Here is a 23,436-nt window from a genome sequence, read left to right as displayed (position 1 = left end):
GAATCCAAATCAATCCGACCCATTTAAAAAGGTTTAAAGTGAATTACTATTATGAAAATTGTTATTAAGGTGGGTACACAAAGCATCTTGTCGCATGATGGAACACCATTTGAACCCATCATGAAGCATTTGGTTGAGCAAATCGTAGCCTTACAGAAAGCCGGGCACCATATTGTTCTGGTTAGTTCTGGTGCAGTTTCTTCAGGACGTAAGGTAGCGCAACAGCTGCTGGGACGGCAATATGGAAGTTCGATAGCCGAAAAGCAAGTATTGGCATCTCTGGGGCAACCTGAACTCGTTCATATTTATGCTGCGATGTTTAGAGCGCATAAAATCCTCGCTGCGCAAATTTTACTGACCAAACAGGATTTTCGAACCCGGCAACACTATTTAAATATAGCCAGATTACTGCGGGAAATAGTAGAGCAAAAAAATATTATTCCTATCATTAATGAAAATGACAGCGTTTCTATTGAAGAACTGATGTTTACCGATAACGACGAATTAGCAGGTCTTATTGCAGCGCAAATGAATGCTGATAAATTAATTATCTTAAGTAATGTGGAAGGGGTGTATACAGGCCACCCGGATTTTGCTGACTCGGAATTTATTCCTGTTATCGGACCTGAAAAAGGCTGGCCTGCAGTATCTGCAGTAAAAAGTACGCATGGACGCGGCGGCATGATTAGCAAGCTTGGCACCGCCCGCAAAATGTCCGCTCTTGGCATTACTACCCATATAGCAAGCATCAATCAACCTTCCGTGATTATGCGCATTATTGCAGAAGAACAAATTGGCACTATTATTTTGCCTGCCAAGAGAAAATCAAATATAAAAAGATGGATTGCGTTTAACAGTGAAAAAAGAGCAGGTTCAATTTCGATTAATCCCCGCTTATATCAACTTTTAAAAGAAAATAAACGTGTTCTAAGTATATTGCCAGTAGGGATAGAGAAATACGACGGGGATTTCAAGCGTGGTGATCTTATAGAGATTCGGACCCTCGAAGGGGAGAAAATTGGAATTGGTTTGGCTAAATATGATGCTAATAAATTAGCTGACTATTTAGGGCAAAAAGATAAGCCTATCTTTATTCATTATGATCATTTGCATATTTTCCAGGAGATTTAAGTGAAAGAGAAAGTAATGACGGCACTTAAAGCAGTAAAAGAAGCCAGCCAGAGCTTAATTTCATTCAGTGAAGCGAAGCGCAACGAAGTACTCCTGGATCTTGCCAAGACCTTAGGAGAAGAAACGCAACAAATTATTGCTGAAAACAAGAAAGATTTGGCTGCGATGGATCAGGCTGATCCCAAATACGATAGGCTTCTTTTGTCGGAAGAGAGGGTTCATGCGATCGCCTCTGATGTTGCATTAGTGGCTTCTTTGAAACACCCGCAAGCCCGCATACTTGATGAAAAACAGTTGCCTAATGGTTTGCGAATACAAAAAATTTCCGTTCCCCTGGGCGTAGTGGCTGTGATTTATGAATCCAGACCAAATGTGACCATTGATGTTTTTTCTTTGTGTTTTAAAACAGGCAATGCATCTGTACTTAAAGGCGGTAAAGAAGCTTACTATAGTAATCAATGTTTAGTATCCCTTATCAATAAGACCTTAAGTCGCCACAATATTAATCCTAATGTGGTCTATTTATTGCCGCCAGAACGCGAGGCCATGAATGTTCTTTTGACCGCAAATGAGTGGGTCGATGTTTGTATTCCAAGAGGGGGGCAAGCGTTAATTAATTACGTGCGTGAGCACGCCAAAATCCCTGTGATAGAAACGGGTGCGGGTATTGTTCATACCTATTTTGATGCTAGTGGGGATAAGGAAAAAGGTCGTCTTATTATTAACAATGCTAAAACCAGGCGAGTAAGCGTTTGCAATGCCTTGGATACCTTGATCATCCATGAAAAACGCCTGGATGATTTATACCATTTAGTTGAATTGCTTGCTGAAAAGAATGTTGAACTCTTTGCCGATGAGTTAAGTTATAGAATGCTTGAACAGTCTTACCCTAAAACATTGCTTCATCAAGCCGGCCCTGATGATTTTGGCCATGAGTATTTATCTTATAAGATGTCGATAAAAACAGTTTCTTCAAAAGAAGACGCTGTTAAACATATTCATGACTATACCTCGGGTCATAGCGAAGCGATTATTACAGAAGATAAATCAGCCGCTGACTATTTTATAAATCAGGTCGATGCGGCGGCTGTCTATGTAAATGCCTCTACTGCGTTTACTGATGGCGGGCAATTTGGGATGGGGGCTGAAATTGGCATTAGCACGCAAAAATTGCATGCTCGGGGGCCCATGGCATTAGAAGCACTATCCAGCTATAAATGGGTTATTTTGGGTGACGGCCATATAAGAACATAGCCATAGAGCAGGACGATTAGGTTAATCCTCAATTATTTATTTTTATAATTAGGTTCTATAATTAATTTAACTAATCCACTAGTGAAAAGATTATGCTTTTACGTAAATCGATTTTGGTTGGTATGAGTATTTTTCCCTTCTTTCCTGGTGCTGCCCTGGCTGAACCTAATTCGGCTGCTTTGGAAATCACGATGCAGGCTTTACGGCAATGTTATGAGGTAGAACATAAAACAGAGTCTGAAGTCGCTATCTGTATGAATGAACGGATAAGACAACATCCAAACCTTATCTATTTTCAAGCCCATCTGTCCGGCGATATTCCCGGTGATTTAGAATTGATATTGTATAATCATGCTGGTTACACAACAAAATGTGCGCTCTATGCTGGACGAGTAATTGAGCTAAGGCAGTGCGTGAATTATCAAGCCCCCCCTCTTACCAATAGCCAGGAATTATCCATTACTCCCCCGAATGAATAAAAGAAAGGGATTGTGGACAGCATAAAAGAATGGAATTTTACGCGTATTTATTTTGGGTACTCCATGACCTCTGGCAATGGTGCGATGGTTTGTTGCCTCTCGCCCCTACACAGTCAAATATCAGTATTCCCTGTGAGCAAGAATTTTGTTGGCCAAGGATAACTATTGTATGTACAATAATGAATTTTGTGATCATTTAAAGCGCACAAAGATTTATTTTTAGTACAAGATGATAGGAAACTTGAATGGCTACGAATCGGGCGGTTATGTTTGCAATGATTCAGGAAAGAGATCGGAAGTTTCTTCTGCATCCGGGCGTCACTCTTGAAAAATTCACGTCCAGTCTTTTGCACGCTTCAGCCTCTTCTCCCGACATATTAAAAGTTCATTTAGAAAAAATGGCAACCCTTGAGGAATCCCAACGCCTTGCCTTGTTGAATGAAAAATATCACGGAAAGACGCTTTTACATGCGGCTGCACGATATCCGGCCTCCTTAAAATTGGTTTTAGCAGCCTATTCTGTGGAGGGGCGCAAAGAGGCAGTGCAAGAAAAAGATCAGGAGCTGAAAACCGTCTTGCATTTAGCGGTTGCAAATCCTGAGTCCCTGCAAATCATTTTAGACTTATATTCGCCGGAGGAATTACTAGAGGTTGTCCAGGCAAAAACAGCACAGGACGACACGACTTTGCATCTAGCCGTTCCCTATGTTGAATCCTTCCAAAAGATTTTGGCCATTTACCCCCCTGAGAAACAGTTAATGGCTCTGCAGCAGACAAATAAAGATCGTCTCAGTGTTTTGCAATTGATCCTGTCTTATCCCAAGACCTTAAAAACCATGTTGGACTCCCATGCTCATGCTATTTGGAGTTTACAGCCCAAGAATGGGCGAGAAACCCCTGGCGAAATGGAACCCACGATGTGGCACATCGCTGTCAAAAATCCGGACGCATTGGAATTGCTTTTACAAGCATTACCGGAAGCTGGGCGGGTGCAGGCCGTACAAGGAAAACTAGCAGGACACAACCTGTTGAATTGGGCGCAAGATAATCCCAATACTCTGCGAGTTATCCTCCGATATTTACCTGAGCTGGCTCGACTCCCCTTACTGTTGGAGCGAGGCCCAACTGGTAGCAATATTCTGGAACGACTGGAGATGAGCTCAAATTTTTTGAGCCTTGCAGCGATTTTGGAGTCGTTTCCTGAAGCGGCAGGCTGGATGGGGGAAGCAGGTGGTAAAACACGCTGGTTACCGCCATTTAATACAGCGAATAATCCTGCAAGGCTGATGCAGCAAATGTTAGTCCTTTATGATCATATAAAACAATTAAAACAGTGTGGTATGGAGCTATCCGATGCTAAGGGTGTTGGCAAACAGACGATTGAGTTGGCAGACAGTTTGGTTTTATCACTGAATCAATTTATCAAAGCAAAGAAAGGGCTTGATGTTCCCGCAATTGCGGCTACGCAAAAGGAATTTTGCATGAAGCTTGGTCAAGGCTATAAAGAGATGAGGACACGCTCCGAATTGGTAGGCGCGATTATTCTCAATATTGCCATCGCGGCCACAGGGATAGGTTTTCCTTTTGTGTTGGGTAAATTATTTAGTACTGGCAGTGGTTTTTTTATGCAAACCGAAAGACAGTGCAGGGTATCTGCAATCAGGGATGCTTTCCTCACTTTGGAGCAGAATAACGATTTCAGGACAGCGTTGCTAACACCGGGTGGTGGTGGCATGTAGTTCTTCCATTTATTCTCTGTGTGATAGTCATTCTTTTAGGATAAATCTTAAAATGGTCTTTCCTTGATGTTCAACCTGTTCACGCCAGGCTGAAAGGGCTCTGACCCATATGAGTTTGTCACCATAGAGAGCCTGGTAGACGACGCAAGGCTCTTCCGTATTTTCATGAATGGCGATGGCCAATACTTTATACAAGCGCTCTGGTTGACGATAGTGAGCATAAAGCCCTCCAATCTTAACCGCTTGCTCTGCTTGGTCGATGGTTTTTTTCAAGGTATCAAAATTGTGCATGGCTTGGCTCTCCATTTAAAAGTCAACGAGTCTTCATTAGCCTGTTCTCATTATCGACCTTAAGTATGACAGTTTTGCCTTTTAGCGTCATTTTGCGCATAATAGCGCGTCTAAATTATTCAGTGGGTGAAAAAATGGGGTTAATGGATATCAAAAGCGGTCGTGACGTACCCAATGAAATTAATGTAATTATCGAAATCCCTATGCATGGGGAACCAGTAAAATATGAGGTTAATAAAGAAACAGGCGCTTTGTTTGTCGATCGATTTATGACAACAGCGATGTTTTATCCTACCAATTATGGCTATGTTCCAAAGACGTTGTCCGAAGATGGTGATCCGGTTGATGTCTTGGTGGTAACCCCTGTGCCCTTAATCAGTGGTGCCGTGATTCCTTGCCGTGTGGTTGGTATGCTTAAAATGACCGATGAAGCAGGCGTAGATACTAAAGTATTGGCTGTCCCTACCAGTAAATTGAGTAAAATGTATGATCACGTGAAAACGTATGAAGATTTACCTCATCCCTTGTTGCTATCGATAGAGCATTTTTTCCAGCATTATAAAGATTTGGAAGAAGGCAAATGGGTCAAGGTAGACGGCTGGCAGGGACCAGACGCTGCTCGTAATGAGATTATTTCAAGCGTTGCTCGTTTTGAACAAGATCAGTGAAAGAGGTTTTTCGTAAAGGCAGAAGGGTTCTTCTGCCTTGCTGGTTGTAAGGGCCTTTGTTTGGCTAATTGTTATGTTCAGTTGTACTGCTTGTCTTATCTTCTTGTAATATCTGCTCCAATTCGCCGGAAGCTTGGCGAGAAAAACTGATTAATTCGTGTTCTTTTTCAAAGAAAGCAAACGATCTCCGGAGAGAGCTTTCATCGTGCTGAGCGAAAGCATGTGCTTTTCTGCGCATGCTGTCAGCACTGTAGCCCAAAAATTTCATAATTTCCTGGGCCATCGTTAATGAAGAATCAAAAATTTCGCGTTTAAAATAATCGACGCCGGCTTTATGCAACTCATAAGCATGACGGCGGTTGCGGGCTCGAGAATAAATGGCCAGATGAGGGAACTCTTCCTTGCATAATTTAACGATTTCAAGGCTGGTATCAGGATCATCCACCGCTACAATCAACAGTTTGGCTTGCTGTGCACCAGCATTTTTCAATAAATCAAGGCGTGACGCATCACCAAAATAACCCTTAAAACCGAACTTCCGCAGTAATTCTACTTGTTCGGGATCTTTTTCTAATACCGTAAGTTCGATGCCTTGGGCTGTGAGAAAGCGGCCGATGATTTGTCCGAAACGACCATAACCAGCGAGAATAATGGGCTGTTGCTTATCGATAGCATCAAATTGGCGTTGAGGAATTGCACTCATAAAGGAGGGGACAATGAAACGTTGATAAAAGAGCATTAAAAAGGGGGTTGTTGCCATTGAAAGGGCAACGGCAAGTGTATAGAAATTGGCTTCTGCTAATGAAATTACATTGACTGAGTTGGCGAATTTGAATAATACAAACGCAAACTCACTTCCCTGAGAAAGCGCCAGAGCAAAGCCGACAGTTTGTAGCTTGGTTAAACCAAAACCTTGCCCGAGAATAAGAAGGATGAGGGCTTTGATAGCGATAAAACTGACTACCGTACCCAACAGTTGCAGGGGTTGAGTTGATAGCAAGGTAAAATTCATTCCCATACCAACTGAAATGAAAAATAAGCCAAGCAGTAAGCCTTTGAAGGGTTCAATATCGGTTTCTAAAGTACGTTTATATTCGGAGTTGGCTAGTACGACGCCTGCTACAAAAGCACCCAGGCCAGGTGAAACACCAATAGCCTGCATTAATAGAGTAATACCCACAACCAGGGCTAATGAAGTCGCGGTGAATACTTCCCGTAAATTAGTCTGGGCAATGATGAAGAAAAAATGACGCGATAGATAATGCCCTGCGACAATAATCGCTGTGATAATACCCGCAATTACTCCGGCATGAGTCCATCCTGAAAGTGCGTGAAGGAAGCTGGTAGAATGGATGGCTGTATTTGGCTGAGCTGACGGGGCCAATAAGGGTATAATAATAAGGATTGGGATTACAGCGATATCCTGAAACAATAATACGGCAAAGCAGGTTTCTCCTGTTGCTGTGCGCATCAGGTTTCTTTCCTGCAACATTTGCAAAACTAGCGCGGTGGACGATAAGGCAAGCGCCATACTAATTGCCAGGGAAACATGCCAGTCGAAACCGAGAAGGATGCCGCTCATAGTAAGCGCCATCGTCGTGAGCGTAACCTGTAACCCTCCTAGACCGACAATGGCTTTTCTTAAACGCCATAAAGTTTCTGGCTCCAATTCCAGACCGATAAGGAAGAGCATCATGATCACACCAAATTCAGCAAAATGCATAATTTGTTGTGCATTACCTATAAATTTGAAGCCAAAAGGGCCAATGAGGACACCAACAATGAGATAACCGAGTACAGAGCCTAATTTGAAACGACTGGCGATAGGCACAATAACACAGGCTGCTGCAAGGAATGTAAAAACATTAAAAAGAAAATCATTATTCATTCGTGTCTTGTTTTTGTTGGGGAACTCTTAGAGTATACCTGAACTCGACAAGACAACTAATGGTTTGTTTTTCTCTACCTTGCAATTACGCTGGGCGATTAAATAAAGGCGCGTGCCAGGCTGCTATCAGGTTGAGTTACTCCCAAATTTTCTCTGTGACTTGGGCTGGTCTTCGGTTCTATGAGAGGGCTGAAAAACGTCACTTTATCTTGTCGAGGGGGATTATTCAGAGTAACCTCTGACACGACTTCTTCTAAAGGAGGCATAGAATCTAGTACTTCTTCCTGCAACACTGCAGTTGACTGCGAGGCGACTCCCTGTTGTGCTGGAGCCCGCGAAGCAACTATTGGTTGTTCAGCGACTATAGGGTCTTCGTGCGCTGCTAGTGAGGCTCCTTGTTGCCCTTGGTAATCTTGAATAATATCGGCTACTACGGAAAGTCTCATCATTAAATCAAGCAGATTTTTTCTATCCTTATTTTGCAGTGAAAAAAGCAGGTTGCTGAATTCATGAACCACCTGGTCAAATTTTTGTTTTTGGGGTTCTGAGGCTAAGGTTATGCTTTCCAGCATCGCCTCAGTGATTGCACTTCCTACAACAGCACTGACGGATTGATCCGGCTTTGGGGTAAAAAAGTGAAGCGGATGACTTGCTGTCACAGTGGTTTCTGGTTTAGGGCTTTCTCTTTTAAAATAAGTCTGCATCCAATTAACAAGTAAATTAGGCTGCTCTGAACGAATGGCAAAAGAGGGGCTTTCTTGCGGAGGCAGAGTGGAAGGAACTACAAAATAATCTTTTGTCGCTTGAAAAGTATCAATCATGTCTCCTGGATAGGTGACAAAATTATAGCCCAGGGCTGCCCCTAGCCACATTACGGTCGGGCTTTCTTCCGTCAAATAACCTACAGAACGCTGGTACCAAAGGTCATAACCGCCTTCTTGTTCATGGCGCTTGGCAAACTCGTGAGCAGTATGTTCGATACTCTTTTTTAATTGTTCGGTTGTTTCATAGAGTTCCATAATGGCAACTTTATTTTTTTCGAAAGCAGGTAGAGAGTTAGTCCAATCCTGCCATCCTACTATTTGAAAATTCAGGCCCATGTGGCGAGCAAGACTGTTGATAAGGGTTATTTTTTCTTTAGTGCTTTTATCACCATGCGCCTCGTTAAATTTTTTGACTGAGATGCCAAGAGGGGCCAGGAAATGTTGTAAATTACTTTCAAAATATTGAGCACCTAACTTAAGAGCATCCTGTTTAAGTTGATTGATTTTCTCTTGGGAAAGTGGCGCTCCATCGGAACTTTGCGGTTTTAAATTATGCCAATAAACCTCATCTGCAATGAGCAGCGTGGTGTTTTGATGGTGTCGCAATGAATACTTGAGTGCTGCCTCCAGATACTCCCCTGCGCAATATTCGTTACCTACGATACTAAGAAGCATCAAATTAGTTGTGCTGCTGAGATCAGAAAAATTCTTTTTGGATTTTCCTTTACCAACAAAATTAGCTTTTAAAATGGGGCCTTTCCCTTTAACTCTAGGCATCTCTCTTCTCATTACAGCAAAATGGACCTTAATAATACAGATCGAGTATTAAGTTATCCTTAAGACAGTCCGAAAATATCGCATTATATCGATTGTTTTATTTGATGCACAACATGGACATTAGCTGATGTTTGGCAGGGTATTTAGCTCGCTAACTATTGAGCTGTTTATTAACACAATATTAGGGGCTTGCTAGATTCTAAGGAAAGCAATCACGCAAGCCATCTAAAATGGAAGTGGTTCCCATAATGCCAGTGCCTGATTGCAATCCGTGCTGATTAAGACGAGGTTGCTTTGGAAATCTCCTTCACAGGGGGAGTCGAGGATTGTAAATGCATCATCCCTCGTACTATCGTACCTAAAATCTGGATAGTGGGTAGATTTTTACTTTGTAAAGGATCGGCGCTCAAGATAGTCATGTCAGCCAGTTTGCCTGGTTCGATACTACCTTTGTCTTGTTCTAAACCATAGAGTAAGGCTGCATCGATTGTAAGTGCCTTGAGTGCATCATTGAGATCCACCTGCTCATTAGCGGCAAATCGGTCGATACACGCCTTTGTCGGAGGGGAATCCCAGTTTTGTATTTCACGGGTGTTCATGAACTGAATCATTTGTAAGGGGTTGGGGGCTGTGGTTGGCGAGTGTGCATGAGCACTGATTGTACCAAATGTTCTTTTAGCGCTGGCTAAGGGCGTATCTTTATAGAATCCGTTGGGGTTAGGTATTCTTTGGCATAAAGCCTCACCCCAATAATACAAATGGGGTACAAACCAATTGACAGTTACTCCTAACTGGCGCATACGCTCTAATTGATCCTCGCGTACAAATTGGGCATTCACAATGATTGGATGAAACAGCGTCTCAGGATAAAAACGTTGTACTTTCGCGGTAAGATTTAAGGCCAAATCAATGGCTGCATCACCATCGCACTCCAGCGCCACCGGTGTTTTTGTACGGCCTGCAGCCATCAGGATTGCTTCCAGTTCTCTGGGCGAGTAATTCAGAGGCCCCTTCCATTCCAAATTAACGTTTAAATAAGAGTGGTTGAGGAAGGCCCTGTATTCATTTGCAGCACCATCAACCTGGATAGAGACGGGCCCTGGATACAGACGCGGCTTGTCCTGATAGACCAGATCCATTCGTTGTTTTTCAGGAACACTCGCGGGATTAACAATAATATCTACCGGAAAATCATCCTGTTTGGCTAATTGCTCATAACTACTGAGCCACTCAGGCTGGGCCCGTGCTTCAGTGACTGTCGTATAACCTCGTTGTGAATAACGCTTGGCTGCAGTCTGAATCCCTGCTGTTACTTGCTCTTCTTTAATTAGAGTTGCCAATAAATTGTACAATGGGGCATTGCGAATGACGCCGTCCTGATTAATTTTATCAGCCAGGGAGGGTATTTTTTTTATCGCAGCCTGATTAAGCAATGCCTGGTGGCCTGAAGAAAAGAAGACTATGATGGGTTTCGTGGTACTAATTTTATCCAACATCGCCTGGACAAGAGGTTCTCCTTGCATACGCATTTGATCGTAGCCATTAATAATGAGCCATTCCTCATTCGTGTTCAGTTTATTTTTTATTGCGGCTAAAAAAGCGGAGGTTGTTTTGATTGGTTGCCAATCAGGCTGCTCGAGGGCATTCGTAGTGGATAAATCAATAGCGTGGTCGGTTAACCAGCCATAGAGCAGGAATTGTGAGTGAGTATCGATAAAGCCGGGTGTTACGACTGCACCTTGCAAATCCACCAGTTGGGTATTTTTACCGCGGCAGTTAGCCACTAATGTTTGTTGTTCTCCAACGGCTACGATACGGTGATTAGTGACTGCAACAGCCGTAGCGTGCGGTTGATTGGGATTTAAGGTGATAAAATTGGCGTTTATAAAGAGAGTGCTTGCATTTTGACAAAGAGTATCATTGGCGACCTCAGCGAATACAAAACAGGAATAGGTTAACCAGGCAAGCCCCGCGACAACGATTTTGCGCATATGTTGCATCATTCACATCCTAGTGTAAGGCATATCATAATCCTAGCGTAAGTTATTAAGAACTGGCAAAGATTTTCACGCTTCCACAGTAATTGAATGATAAAAAGTTGAATTATCCCTTCGATTTGGCCCTATAAAATGTAGTTTTATTTGTTAAAAAATTGTTGAGATATCCTGACAGGACCCAATAAAATTATTATTGTTAAATTCCTTTTGTACACTAATTTACAAAACGGTCAGAGTCGCGTAAAGTGAATGCGATTTTTGTTTATTTTTTACACGATTATTAAGGTTATCTTAAGCTTGCCCCGGTACAATAATTTTTTTGTAAGCGTTGGAACAATAGAAAAGGAATGCAATGAGTAGTAAACACACGTTGTCCATTTTTAGTCTCACAATGATTACGGTGGGTTCTGTAGACAGTATTCGCAATTTACCTGCTACAGCCCTTTTTGGTAGTCAGTTGATTTCCTTCTTTATTTTAGGTGCATTGTTTTTTTTAATTCCTACGGCACTGGTATCCGCAGAGCTTGCCTCTGGATGGGCAAAACAAGGCGGGATCTATATCTGGGTAAAAGAAGCGTTTGGTAAAAAAACAGGATTTTTAGCAATTTGGTTGCAATGGATTGAAAACGTGATTTGGTATCCGACCATTTTATCTTTTGTGGCTGGAACAATTGGTTATTTAATTAACCCTTCTATGGCATCTAATCCTTATTTCCTCTGGATAGTCATTGTCAGTGCTTTCTGGGGTGCCACTTTGGTCAATCTGCGAGGTATGCGTTCCTCTGCCTTGTTTAGCAATATTTGCGCGCTCTCCGGTTTACTGTTGCCTATGGCTTTAATTATTGGCTTGGGCGCTGCCTGGATTGTTGGAGGTAACCCTTTGCAAGTGCAATTTGATTCGGCAAGTATCAGCCCGCACTGGCAGGACAGATCCATGTGGGTTTCGCTAACAGCAATTATGATGTCTTTTTGCGGTATTGAGATTGCTACTGTGCATGCTAATGATGTCGATAATCCGCAACGCGCTTTTCCACGCGCATTAACTTATTCAGTACTTATCATTTTGAGCACGTTGATTTTAGGTTCACTGGCGATTGCTGTTGTTTTACCCCATCAAGAGATTAATCTGGTTGCTGGTATTATGCAGGCCTTTGATGCTTTTTTTGCTAAGTATCATTTGATTTGGTTTATGCCTTTCATTGCATTGATGTTGGTTATGGGAGGGCTTGGTGGTGTGAGCAACTGGATCATAGCACCCACTAAAGGTTTGCTGGTTGCTGCTGAAGATGGCAATTTGCCAGAGGTGTTTCGACGTACAAATACCCATGGTGCGCCTATTGTCATGTTAATTAGTCAAGCCGTAATCGTCACTATTTTGTCTGCATTGTTCTTATTTATGCCAAGTGTCAATGGTTCTTATTGGTTATTAACCGCGTTGGCAGCGCAACTTTATATGTTGATGTATTTGTTAATGTTTGCTGCTGCTATTAAATTGCGTATAAGTGCGCCGGAGCACCCACGTGCCTTCCGCATTCCAGGTGGTATGGCGGGCATGCTCCTGGTAGCCGGGATTGGTATTGTAGGGGGGTTAACAACGTTGGTAGTGAGCTTCATGCCGCCAGAAGGAATTAATGTGGGTGGTGTTAGCCGTTATGAGTTGACCTTGGTTACAGGGTTGTGTTTGATGTGCTTGCCTCCTTTTGTCAGTTCCTGGTTTCAGTCACGTACTATTCGTGTTCAACAATTGGGAACAGATTTAGTCTTGTAATAGGCTAGGCTGGTATGACTATTGAACAACTCTTGCTTGCTTTGGAAGCGCGACTACCCGAATTGGAATGGAAAGTGAGTTCATTGGTGAACGCACATTTTTCCACCAAGTCGTTACCCAGGGGGTTATTTCATTCACAGGGGGATGCAAGTGCCTCTGCTTTTATTAATGAAATTAAAGCCGACATTCAAAATTTGGCGGCACAGAAAAACCAATCTTGTGCGTATTATCTTGCTCAACGAATCAATCAAAAAATTAATGTCTTGGTAACCTTATGCAATCTCCAGGATAAAAAGCCAAAAGCAAGGGCAACCATGAGTTTTGGAGTCAATTTAATCAGTACACGACAGCAGTGGTTACAATCTCTGCAAAGGGATATTGAGCTTCTATCAGCACAACAGCAGGCCATGGTTAAATCTCAGCAACTCATGCAGCAATCTCATACTGATCCGCAAGCTTTATTAAACTTGCAAGCAGAATTAGGTGAGGTAGAGAAACGCTTAACGCTTGCAAAAGAAACCTTGGCGCGTGCTACAAATTGAGTTTGCTATAGAAGCATGACTGCATTACAGGCTGCCAAGCGAAGTCTAGTCCGCAAAAGAGGTAACCTGTTGTAGGTGAACTAACCTATGACTACTCGCTACTGTAATCCAAATCCTCACTCAGCAGTTTAGCGAAGGCTACAGCACTCATTGGTTGGCCGTAAAAAAATCCCTGTCCCTCATCACATTGGCACTGCTGTAAAAACTGCAGTTGAGCCTCGGTTTCTATGCCTTCTGCAAGCACTTTGAGTTTTAGGCTATGTCCCATAGCGATAATTGCTTCAACGATGGATGCATCATTTTGTTCGCTAATACAATCGCTCACAAACGATTGATCAATTTTTAATTTGTTCACTGGGAATTGCTTTAGATAGTTTAAACTGGAATAGCCCGTACCGAAATCATCAATCGTCAGGTTGATACCAATTTCCTTGAGTCGTTTTAAAGTATAGAGATTTTGAACGGTGTCATTCATGATGGTACTTTCAGTGAGTTCAATTTCTATATACTGTGGAGATAATTGGGCATTCGCTAATGCGTGTTCCACACTATCAGCAAAATTTTCGCGCATGATTTGAACGCCAGAAACATTGATTGCCATGCGCACTGGCCTCAATCCTTGGGATTGCCAATCCTTATTTTGCAAGCAAGCATTCTGCAAGATCCATTCACCCAAGGGGATAATGATTCGTGACTCTTCTGCAATTGGTATAAAGTGCTGAGGAAAGATGATCCCTCTCTTTGGATGTCGCCATCGAACCAGTGCCTCAACACCAATAATCTGCCCGGTTTTTAAATCAATCGTTGGTTGGTAGAGCAAATAAAATTCATTACGTAGCAAGGCATTACGCAACTCAATCTGCATTTCCAAACTCTTTTTGCTATGGTGTTTAATTGATTCGTGGTAAAGCTTAAAGGTATTGCGGCCTTGATTTTTAGCCATATACATTGCCATATCAGCATTCTTAAGGAGTGTCGCAGCATCATTTCCGTCATGGGGATAAATGCTGATACCAATACTGGCAGTCACCACTATCTCATGGCTTGCCAGTTCAATAGATTGTGTCACCCTGGTGAGAATACGCTGTGATACAAGGCGTATCTCTTTATGTGTATTGGCTACGAATAAGATCACAAACTCATCCCCCCCAAAACGCGCAACGGTATCACTTTCGCGAGTACAGAGAAGAAGGCGTTGAGCAATTTCCTGGAGTAGCATATCGCCGGCATTATGGCCAAGGTTGTCGTTAATGAGCTTAAAGTTATCAATGTCCAGAAACATGATGATGAGTCTGGTTTGATCGCGCTTCGCATGGGCAATTCCCTGATTGATGCGATCATAAAGTAAGGTGCGATTAGGTAAGCCAGTCAACAAATCATGATTTGCCTGGTAAGCAAGTTGTTGCTCCATTTGTTTGCGCAGGGTGATATCACGGAAGCTCCACACGCGACCTGCAATCTTATCATGCATCTTGTGTGGTTTTGCATGCCACTCAAACACGTTATTGTTAATAGATACAATTTCGTCAAAACGCTCCTGTTCTGGGTTTGCCTGTAATTCATCGATGTTTGCCAAGAATATTTGTGGATGCTTCAGTTTTTTGAAGATCTCATTAATGAAAAGTTGCCAATCAGGGTCTTGAGTGAATTTTCTGGGCATTTGCCACATATCTACAAATTTTTGATTGTAATATTCAATATTCCCATGGTGATCAACCACTAATAGGCCTTCTGCTGTGGCTTCCAGCGTTGATTGTGTCAGTGCCAGGTTTTTTTCCAGTTCACTTGTGCGATGGGCTACCCTTTTTTCTAATAACTGATTAAGTAAATCAAGGTTTACATTTTTGTAGGCCAGGGAGAGCGAAGTGAGTAAAAATTTGTTCGAGTAATAACAACTGGCAAAAATAATAGGGATATAAATAAGGCCGCTGAAACCTAAAATAATATAAATCCCCCCCTGGAGAAACAGCCAAATGTTAAAAGGGATGAACGTAGGCAAAAGAAACAGGCTATAGATGCTCGTAACAGGGGAAAAAAAAGAAATTGAACCGGCGGTCATACCAAAAATGAGGATCACTACAAAGGTTTGATGGACAAGGCTTTCAGCAGGCATTAATAAAGAGCCGGCAATTCCCCAGCCACAACCTGAGAGAAAGGTAAAAACAGCAAAAAGGATTAACCAGGTATCTTGCGATAATCGATTTTCTTTCAAGTGATAATAAACAGCGGTAATAAGCCATAACGTTGAGAGCAAAAGCATGTAAAAGAGCCAACTAATCAAGGAGACTCTGGGAACTACTTTCCACAACGCAATAGTAAGAAAAACGGCAGCAAAACTTTGGGCTGCGATGCCAAATGGATTTTGCTCATAAAGAAGACGGATCTGATCACTATGAATGCGATGGGCTAATGGCTTCGGCTGATCCCTTTCCTGATCATTTGGATACTGTTTTTTTGAGTCCTTTAGTTCCATCAATCAACCAGCCTCCAATCGTCAAATTTTATCTGTTTGACCGATGTTTCTGCTTCTTGATACCAATGGTATATAGCTAATTATAGTATTAATCGATTGATAATTAGGGATTCAGGAGGGGGATTTGCAAGGTATAAAGCATTTTGCAGGAGATAACGGTTAAGGGTATGGGTTGGATGAAGGCAGGAAATCGACTATTAATGAGTTTTTAACCACGTCACATAGAATGGTTTCTTGCTGCTCCCTGCAAAGGGGACAGCAAGAAAGACGGTGCGTTATCAGAGCGAAAACACTGATACGGGGTTCTCATGCTGATTCTCGATGTCATCTGCAGGCTGCCTGACTACTGGCGGCGAGTTGTCCACTGGTATAGAGGAAGGCTCCTCATTACCTTGAACACCTGCTTCCACGGAAACAGCAGGCCTTGGATGCGTTTCTTTCATGCTGGACAGTGTCGTTCTAAAGGAGTCAAACATGGTTTGCTCGGGACTTTTCCAGCCAAACAAGAAGGCACGTAACGCGTTAACGAGTTGCATGAAGATACCATCAGAATGGTTGCTCAACACTGTTTCACAATCACTATCCCTCAAATGGGCTTTCACTTCTGTCAAGCGCCTTGCTGGAGTAATAAACGCCATATTATCACTGTAAAGCATGTGTTGCATGCGTCCAATTTCTCTCATTTTGGCTTGGTCATCGGGTGTTCTTTCGCTTTCCTGCTGCATGATATAAGCGTCCATCTGCATAAGTGTTTCATAAGTTTTGATTGCTATATCATAATCATTGCACTCATCCAGGAAGTCTTGAAGATCATTTTGAATGCCAGTTACCGCTTCAACAGTTCCATATAGCTCTGTTTTCATCAATTCTTCTTGAAAGGCTTCCATCCAAGCCAGTTTTTCTGCTCGGAGGGGATTAACGAGCGGCTTAGGATAACTGTTGTCTTTAGCAATGAAGCCATTGAGTTGCTGCAGGGATTTATTCAGAGCAGCATAGGCTTCTCTGCCCGCAGCATGCCGATGTACAATCTCGGGTACGAGGGCTTCAATCTTTTCAGCAATGACTGTCGGAATGTCATGGTCCATCGTGACGTCTTCGAGAAGCTTGGCCTTTTCCTTCTCAAAGTCAGGCTCCATGAGCTTTAAAAATAACCTGGCATAAGGGCCTAACTCTTCAAATTGACTGAGTACTTCAGCATGGAGGTAATTGTCAAACGTATCGCTCTTGAATTTTTCAACTTTCTCTGCAGCCGCTTTTTTCTCTCCAGTTAACTTGGCAGTAAAATATTTGACGCGCTCTTCGGCGATTCCCTGTTTCAAGGCATGCGCATTTTTTAAACCTTCCACCAACTCGTCCAGTTGGCCTTTCATACCAACAATCCCATCTAACGCCGCCTGAAAATCTTTCCCTGTGCGCAACTCTCTTACGAACGAAGAGGGCCAATAGGTACCGGAAATTTGCACAAGATAAGGCTGTAATTCTGCGAAAAGACGCAGGAATTTTTCACGGTTTTTCTTCCCTGCCTCATTATCTTCAAAAATGGTGTCCTCGTCCCAATCGATATCCCAAGACATTTGTTCAAGCTTGTCATAGGTGCCTGGGTGAGCGTTAACGAGACCTTGTATACCTTGTAAATTTTCAATGGCTTCAGTTAACTCTTCTTCAGTCGTTAGAGAAGAAAGGTATGACTCACCAAATTCCCCAGCTAATTCACTGTTTTCAAGCAGATAGGGGCGCAGTTTTTGGTAATGTTCCAGTAATCTGGCCTTGATATCTAACAAGGGTGTTTCCGAATCAGTCGCTTGAGCCTCAAGGACGTCATTAGCAAGTGTTGCAAAAAGGTAGTTAATCCTGTCAGCATCCCTATGGGGCATGCCAAAAATAGCTGCCTGAACTTGAGCAGCACCTTGAGTATCGGCCTTTATGGCGTTCAACCGCTGTTCTTCTCTGGCCAGGCGTTTAGCTGTTCCTGAGGTATCAGTTAATAAGGATAAGCCGTCCTGATCACTGACCTCGGCGAAACTGGTAATAAAGCCTGTGTAAAATGCTTCGAACCTATCGCTAATCGATTTAGCCAGTGTATTGGGTTTTAGGCCCAAACGGAATTCAGCATTATCAGCAGCAGCAAGCAAATCAGCGCCTAATTCAGAGCGAATTTGATTAAGTTTGGCCATGACTATTGTACGGCTGGTTTTACCGATCCCGGCTATGTCGGCTTGCAACTCATTAATAATTTGCAACGCTTTTTTCGCGGTGCGGGGGTCATAGTAGGCCAAACCGTCTAGCTGTCCAGCGAACGCTTTGGCTTTTGCCTGCCGTTCTTCTGGTGTTTGGGCTACATGGCCGGGATTTTTGTATTTTTGCAAGTCATCGGAAATTTCATAGAGCCGTTCTGATACTAACTGCAAATAGGACGTCGGGTAGACGCTCGTTACTACAGCATCATAATACCCATTAAATTGTACGTTTATTGCTGTAAAGGAGTCACTCAGGCTACCTGCTGTTAAGCCTTTTGCTGTTTCCAATTCGGCAACAGCGGTTTTTAAGTCAGCAGTAAACGCTTTACGGACGTTTTCCAGAGAAGCCATGACTTGGTCACGGTCATCTACACCAACTCTTGCCATTTGTGCTTCCATGGCAGCAATGGTTGCTGTCAGCACAAGCAATGAATCCTGGGAAAGAGGCAGACTGCTTAATGCTTCTATGAACGCGTTTGCTTTGGTATCGACTTCTTTTGTTGAATTGCCAGGTATTGTTTTTTGTCGTTCTGCAATCGCTGCAAGTTCTGTGGTTAGTTGTCTGCGTGTATCCAGCAATCCCTGAAGCACAGTGTTATCAACATTCGCCGCGTTTGGTTGATTAAGCGTATCAACAAAAGCCTTAATTTTTATTTGTACGGCAGCGAGTTCTTGCTCTTTAGCTTTTCTTTGTTCCTCTAACTGTTTTGTAGTCTGTGCAGTTTCAGGTGCTTTTTTCTGACTTAATATCTCAGAAATTTTTTCCAGTTTACTCCTGAGCAGTGCTGTATCCTCAGGGTTGATCGCTAAATGAAAATGCTGTTGAACTGGTTTTTGCGCAACAGGAGGGATAGCTGGTCCTGCCAGTAAAGACTCCACTTTCTCATTGAGAAGGCGCTCCGCCTCTTCATGCATCAACGATTCCACTTGATCTTTCAATGCGAGAATTTCATGGAAAGCTGCGACATAATCCTCTGGTGATTCCAGTGACTCAGCAAAATTGACAGTATACTTCTCATCGATTTGAGCCAGGAAAGGTTGAATCTTTGTATATTGGCTAGTAAAAAGCGGTCGATTGACAAGAGGAATGAAATAATCCTCTTCATCAGGGTACTTTTGCATTTCTACCGCCATTGCACCAAGCGCTTCATAAACTAATGAGGAGCGGTAATTAACAATACTGGCAGCGGCATGTACCTTTGCTACCAGCATACTTAACTCTTCCGCAGAATCTAGCTCGCTAAAATCTTCAGGGAATTGCTCGGCTAAGCTGCTTGCTTTCAGATAAGGGAGCATTTTTTTATAGGCGGCTTCCAAATCGTATTTTGCAGCAACTAACGCATCTTGCGGACGAGGGCCTATTGTATTGACCCTCATATTCCGCTCTTTATAAGCGTCAGCAATGACTTGTTGAAATTGTTTATAAGCAAGCTCAAAGTCTTTATTGGGTATGACATGGCCCGTAAGTGCTTGATAAGTCTCATCTTGCGCTGCGAGAGTAGCTACAATTAACCTTTGTTGCGCCTTAGCTGCTGCACGTGACGACTCGCTTTCTCTCGCTAGAGGCCCAGGTTGACGTTCAGCATTAGCTATTCTTTCGAGTTTGTCTTGCAGAGCAACAATGGCTTTGCACGCAGTGGCATAGTCGTTCGCAGTTTTTAAACCATCAATAAAGGATGGCGTATAACGGGTATCAATTTTGGCCAGATAAGGCTGAACTCGTTTATAATAAAAAGCAAATTGCTCCCTATTATCGGTCTGTTTAAAAAAGTCGACGTCCTCATCTTCATTTCTGTTTAACATACCAAAATCGCCATACACATAATGATGGTCGACGAGTTGCTGGACCTCACGCAACCTTTCTACGGCTGCAGTTAAAGTCTCCTCAGTAGTGAGTTTGCTTATGTAGTCCATAGCAAATTCTGAAGCCAGCTTTGTGCTTGCCAAGTGAGGATAAAGGGCCTGATATATGTCTTCTATATCCGTTTTTACGGCTAATAGAGAGGGCTGATCGTTAATTGCTTCTTCCAGCGCTTCATAAAGATTGTCAATCAAATATAATTTTTCTTCAGCACCAAAAAGTTTGAGGTAGGCTGGTGTTTTTGCCCTGCTTAATGGATCGATATTAGCAGCAACCAAATCTTGCTCATTTTCCCATAAGGCAACAATATCCACAGGGATTTGCTCAGTAGTTGGGCTTGCTTCACCGGTCATTCTTCTTAAACTATCACCAACAATGGGTAGTGCATAGAGTGGTTGTAAGAGCGCAAGATTTTCTTGAACCAATGCGTGCAATTGAGGATTACCCGCTACAGCCGACAGATTGCTCTTAAGGCCAACGACATCCATGACTAACGCATTAAAAGCGTTATACACAAAGTAGGCTCTCTGCCGAAAAGAATTTGGTTGGCCCTGTAAATTTTCCAATCCTGCCAGGCTGCTTTTTAAATGGTGAATAGCATTGATTAATTTTTTATACAGGATTACTTCCTGGCTATCCTGATGGAAGCCCTTGAACGGCAGTCGGCGGCTATCGATGGTTTCCCCGTCGAAAGAGAGTTGCTGCCAAATTTCGGGTGAAAGATTGTCTTTTAAGTAGGGCACCAGTTTTTTATTTAAAAATCCATCAATATCATTCGATAATTTTAATTCAGCCAATTGACCAAACAATGAGTTTTTCTGTGCTTCTTTACCTCTGGCAACAAGTGGTTGTTCCTGGGTATAAGCTGCCTCTTTGTCTAAATAATATTTTTTATCTCGTTGTGAGTTTTTAATTAAATCGGCCAAGGTGGTGCCAATGTTGCGTTTCATAAAAGCCAGACTTTCATCATTGGCTTTAAGGGGTATTTGTGGCACTTCACGGCTGGTTAAGCTCGTGACCAGGCGGGCATTTAACTGCGCAAAGTTATACTCAGGATGACTAGCCGCTGCTGCGAGCACATGGGGTTGGATTTGTTTATACGCTTTACGCAATGTTTCTTTTTGAGTATCGCTTAACTCGTGAAAATTGCTGGTTGGTGCAATTTTATTAGCAACTTCATCGAAGAAGTCGTTTAACGCTTTTTGTGCTATCTCAAGCTGACTCGTTTGATCCGCAAAGCCTATAGCTTGTTCGCGATAGTAGGTTGGCGGGAACGCTGCTAAGGCCTCATTTTCTAACCGTATCAAGGTAGCGCCAGTATCACGTTTCATAGGCGCAAAAACTTCATCGTTGGCTTTAATTGGCTTTTCTGGCACTTGACTACTGGTTAAACTGGTAACTAAACGAGTATTCAACTCAGCAAAGTTATACTCGGGATGAAGCGCAGCGGCAGCCAGTACGTAGGGCTGGATTTGTTTATACGCTTTATACAATGCTTCTTTTTGCGTATCGTCTAATTCGTGAAAGGCAATCGTTGGCTCTGTTTGAGTTTCAATCAATGTGAAAAAATCAGTTAATGCTTTTTGGGCTGCCTGAAGCTGACTGAGTTGATTAGCCAAGTGCGTAGTTTGCTTATGAGGAGAACCATTCTGGAAAGCGACTAATGCTTCATCCTCCAGGCGCATTCCTCTTTCAGTGGGAATGGGGTCGGTCACAGGGACTACCGCTACCTCAAAAGGCTCAATATCAACATTTAACAGAGTTTGTTTAGTCTGAGCGGTATACGTTGTGGTATCCGCGTGACTGATTGTTTTTTCAACGAACGTTTTTTTGAACGCAGCTTGTCCGATTGCCTGCTGAATAGTATTTAAAACAGTCTCTTTGCAAGCCATAATACTGCTAAAATGATTGCTGGAAGGCCAAAGTCCCTGGTAGGCACTACTGAGCATGCTTCGGGACGAGCTGTTATTAAGTGCTTGGATGATTAGCTGATCCATCTCGGGGTAATGGGCTGCGAAATGAGATTGAAATTTCTTGTATTCCGCCGCTAGTATTTTCTTCTCAACAGGGCTAATTTTTCCCAAATCGGAGTTAAGCCAAGTTGAGTAACTTCCAATTTTCTCAAAAAAGGCACGTGCAGCAGCTAATTGCATTCTAGAGGATTCTTCCTCAACACTGGCTTGGTTTAATCGGGTGAGCTGGTGGGTTTTTCTCGCTGCAATAAAGGTATCGTCCATCATAACCGTTAGATGGAGGATTGGTTCAAGTTTTTGACCGACGGCCAAGGTGTTGGTATCGCCAATTGCGGTTCGCACAAATCGTCCATACCAGGCGTCTAAATGAGAGGCAGTTGTATCAATAATGCCTGCTGCAGCAGCAATACTCTCAACTTGTGTAGCCAGTTGAGTGTAGTACTCATTCATTTGTTTTATGGCTGGCTCAGTTAATACGCCCGTTTTTAATCCCAAATTCTCTTCAACTTGCTCTAATTCTGCGATTAATGCCGGGAAAATTTCATGCTTGATTTCATGCAATTTTTTTACGGCTTCTTCATAGGCTGTCTTTGTGAGCGGTGCTCCGGTATTGAGTAAATCGGAACTGTAAGCAATTAATTTCCTTCCTATAGAAAGATAGCTTGGGAGTAAAGAGAGAACACCACTGTTATTAGCAAGATTTTCAAGATCTTTTTTTGCAGCATTAGCGCGCTCTATCATGATAGCTTGATAAGCCGCGGTGCTAGTAACCGCTTTAAGCTGGGTATCGGGGAGTAGTTTACTTTGTAAGCGTTCAAAATAATTGGGTAGGGCATAAATCAAGCTGGATAAGCTCTCTATACTTTCTTTATCCGAGCGGGGATTGGAGGGTAGCATTTCTACAGCGGTTGCTAACACGGCTCCCCTGGTTTGCGAATTGGCTGAAGGCGACAGCATTTTTCTTGCATTTTCAGGAACAAACTCTTCCACTTTCTTAACGGTAAATTCTTGTAATTTGTCAGCGACCAAGGCTACTCGTGGTAGTAAAGCGCTTATTTGTGGTCCGACGATATTTTGTACATCAGGACTAGTATGATTGATTAATTGCAGCGTAGTGTAGATTTCGTTAACCGTTTTTCGGGTTGCTCGAACCAGTTCGATATCAATACCAAGTTGGTAGCGATCCTTATGAAGATCAATCTGCTCGATAGCGCGTAAACCAACTTCAGCATGTGCCAAGGCATTGACTAATTTCTTCAGCACAGCTACTTGAGAGGGGTCAGTTGGAGAAAGCTTATAATCCCCTTTTTCATCTTTGCTAAAATAAGCTCTTAATTCTGGCGAAAAATAATCTTCACTATTGATCAGCGTCTCAATATTTGTACGCACCATTTTGCAGGTGTCTGCGATTTGCAAATCTTCCCTGAGCCATAGAATTAACCATTCGTGTTTTCTTCGCGCTGTCCACTCATAGGTTGTTCCGGCATAACCAAGATAGGTTTCCAATGTTCCAGGAGTTTTTTGAGCCGTTGGTTGGTTTTCAGTTTTTAGATGCATTTTTAATCCAGCCACTTTATGGAAATAGTTTATCACG

The 23,436-nt window shown here is 42.7% G+C and carries 13 protein-coding genes; 7 read left to right on the top strand and 6 right to left on the bottom strand.

The window, feature by feature from the left end; genetic code table 11:
• Window positions 1-51 precede the first annotated feature (51 nt).
• From proB to DYC89_RS13650, 4 genes are all read left to right on the top strand, one after another.
• Window positions 52-1,131, top strand: a complete 1,080-nt coding sequence (gene proB / locus DYC89_RS13665; RefSeq protein WP_115222284.1) for a glutamate 5-kinase — start codon at window positions 52-54, stop codon at window positions 1,129-1,131.
• On the top strand, window positions 1,132-2,385 hold the full coding sequence (locus DYC89_RS13660; RefSeq protein WP_245954005.1) for a glutamate-5-semialdehyde dehydrogenase: 1,254 nt from the start codon (window positions 1,132-1,134) through the stop codon (window positions 2,383-2,385). It begins immediately after the preceding gene.
• 92 nt (window positions 2,386-2,477) lie between these two features.
• Window positions 2,478-2,864 carry a hypothetical protein gene (locus DYC89_RS13655; protein WP_115222283.1) on the top strand — a complete coding sequence of 129 codons (387 nt, stop codon included), beginning with the start codon at window positions 2,478-2,480 and terminating at the stop codon, window positions 2,862-2,864.
• Window positions 2,865-3,109: 245 nt separating this feature from the next.
• A complete protein-coding gene (locus tag DYC89_RS13650) occupies window positions 3,110-4,603 on the top strand; it encodes a hypothetical protein (protein WP_115222282.1) in 1,494 nt (497 codons plus the stop codon).
• Window positions 4,604-4,630: 27 nt separating this feature from the next.
• Here DYC89_RS13650 and DYC89_RS13645 read toward each other — a convergent pair whose 3' ends face one another.
• Window positions 4,631-4,894 carry a DUF1653 domain-containing protein gene (locus DYC89_RS13645; protein WP_115222776.1) on the bottom strand — a complete coding sequence of 88 codons (264 nt, stop codon included), beginning with the start codon at window positions 4,892-4,894 and terminating at the stop codon, window positions 4,631-4,633.
• A gap of 134 nt (window positions 4,895-5,028) precedes the next feature.
• On the opposite strand from DYC89_RS13645, the gene ppa reads away from it, so the two are divergent.
• Window positions 5,029-5,562 (top strand): inorganic diphosphatase, encoded by a 534-nt coding sequence (gene ppa, locus DYC89_RS13640; RefSeq protein ID WP_115222775.1) that lies wholly within the window; start codon window positions 5,029-5,031, stop codon window positions 5,560-5,562.
• Between the two features lie 64 nt (window positions 5,563-5,626).
• Here ppa and DYC89_RS13635 read toward each other — a convergent pair whose 3' ends face one another.
• The 3 genes from DYC89_RS13635 to DYC89_RS13625 form a co-directional block, all read right to left on the bottom strand.
• Window positions 5,627-7,450, bottom strand: coding sequence for a monovalent cation:proton antiporter-2 (CPA2) family protein (locus tag DYC89_RS13635; protein WP_115222281.1), 1,824 nt, complete (start codon window positions 7,448-7,450; stop codon window positions 5,627-5,629).
• A 98-nt stretch (window positions 7,451-7,548) separates the two neighbouring features.
• Window positions 7,549-8,991, bottom strand: a complete 1,443-nt coding sequence (locus tag DYC89_RS13630) for a hypothetical protein (RefSeq protein WP_115222280.1) — start codon at window positions 8,989-8,991, stop codon at window positions 7,549-7,551.
• A gap of 278 nt (window positions 8,992-9,269) precedes the next feature.
• Complete coding sequence (locus DYC89_RS13625) at window positions 9,270-10,994, bottom strand: amidohydrolase (RefSeq protein WP_115222279.1); 1,725 nt, start codon at window positions 10,992-10,994, stop codon at window positions 9,270-9,272.
• Window positions 10,995-11,340: 346 nt separating this feature from the next.
• Between DYC89_RS13625 and DYC89_RS13620 the strand changes: the two genes are divergently transcribed.
• Together DYC89_RS13620 and DYC89_RS13615 are read left to right on the top strand one after the other, a co-directional pair.
• Window positions 11,341-12,756 carry an APC family permease gene (locus DYC89_RS13620; RefSeq protein ID WP_115222278.1) on the top strand — a complete coding sequence of 472 codons (1,416 nt, stop codon included), beginning with the start codon at window positions 11,341-11,343 and terminating at the stop codon, window positions 12,754-12,756.
• Between the two features lie 14 nt (window positions 12,757-12,770).
• Window positions 12,771-13,298, top strand: coding sequence for a hypothetical protein (locus tag DYC89_RS13615; RefSeq protein WP_115222277.1), 528 nt, complete (start codon window positions 12,771-12,773; stop codon window positions 13,296-13,298).
• A gap of 91 nt (window positions 13,299-13,389) precedes the next feature.
• On the opposite strand, the gene DYC89_RS13610 is transcribed toward DYC89_RS13615, so the two are convergent.
• Together DYC89_RS13610 and DYC89_RS13605 are read right to left on the bottom strand one after the other, a co-directional pair.
• Complete coding sequence (locus DYC89_RS13610) at window positions 13,390-15,771, bottom strand: EAL domain-containing protein (RefSeq protein ID WP_245954004.1); 2,382 nt, start codon at window positions 15,769-15,771, stop codon at window positions 13,390-13,392.
• Between the two features lie 278 nt (window positions 15,772-16,049).
• Entirely contained in the window at window positions 16,050-23,399 is a 7,350-nt protein-coding gene (locus tag DYC89_RS13605) for a hypothetical protein (protein WP_115222276.1), read from the bottom strand.
• Window positions 23,400-23,436 lie beyond the last annotated feature (37 nt).

The organism is Legionella donaldsonii, from assembly GCF_900452385.1.
Classification (GTDB): Bacteria; Pseudomonadota; Gammaproteobacteria; order Legionellales; family Legionellaceae; genus Tatlockia; species Tatlockia donaldsonii.
The sequence above is the reverse complement of the archived record's forward strand: the minus strand, read 5'-3'. Positions and strand labels throughout refer to the sequence as shown.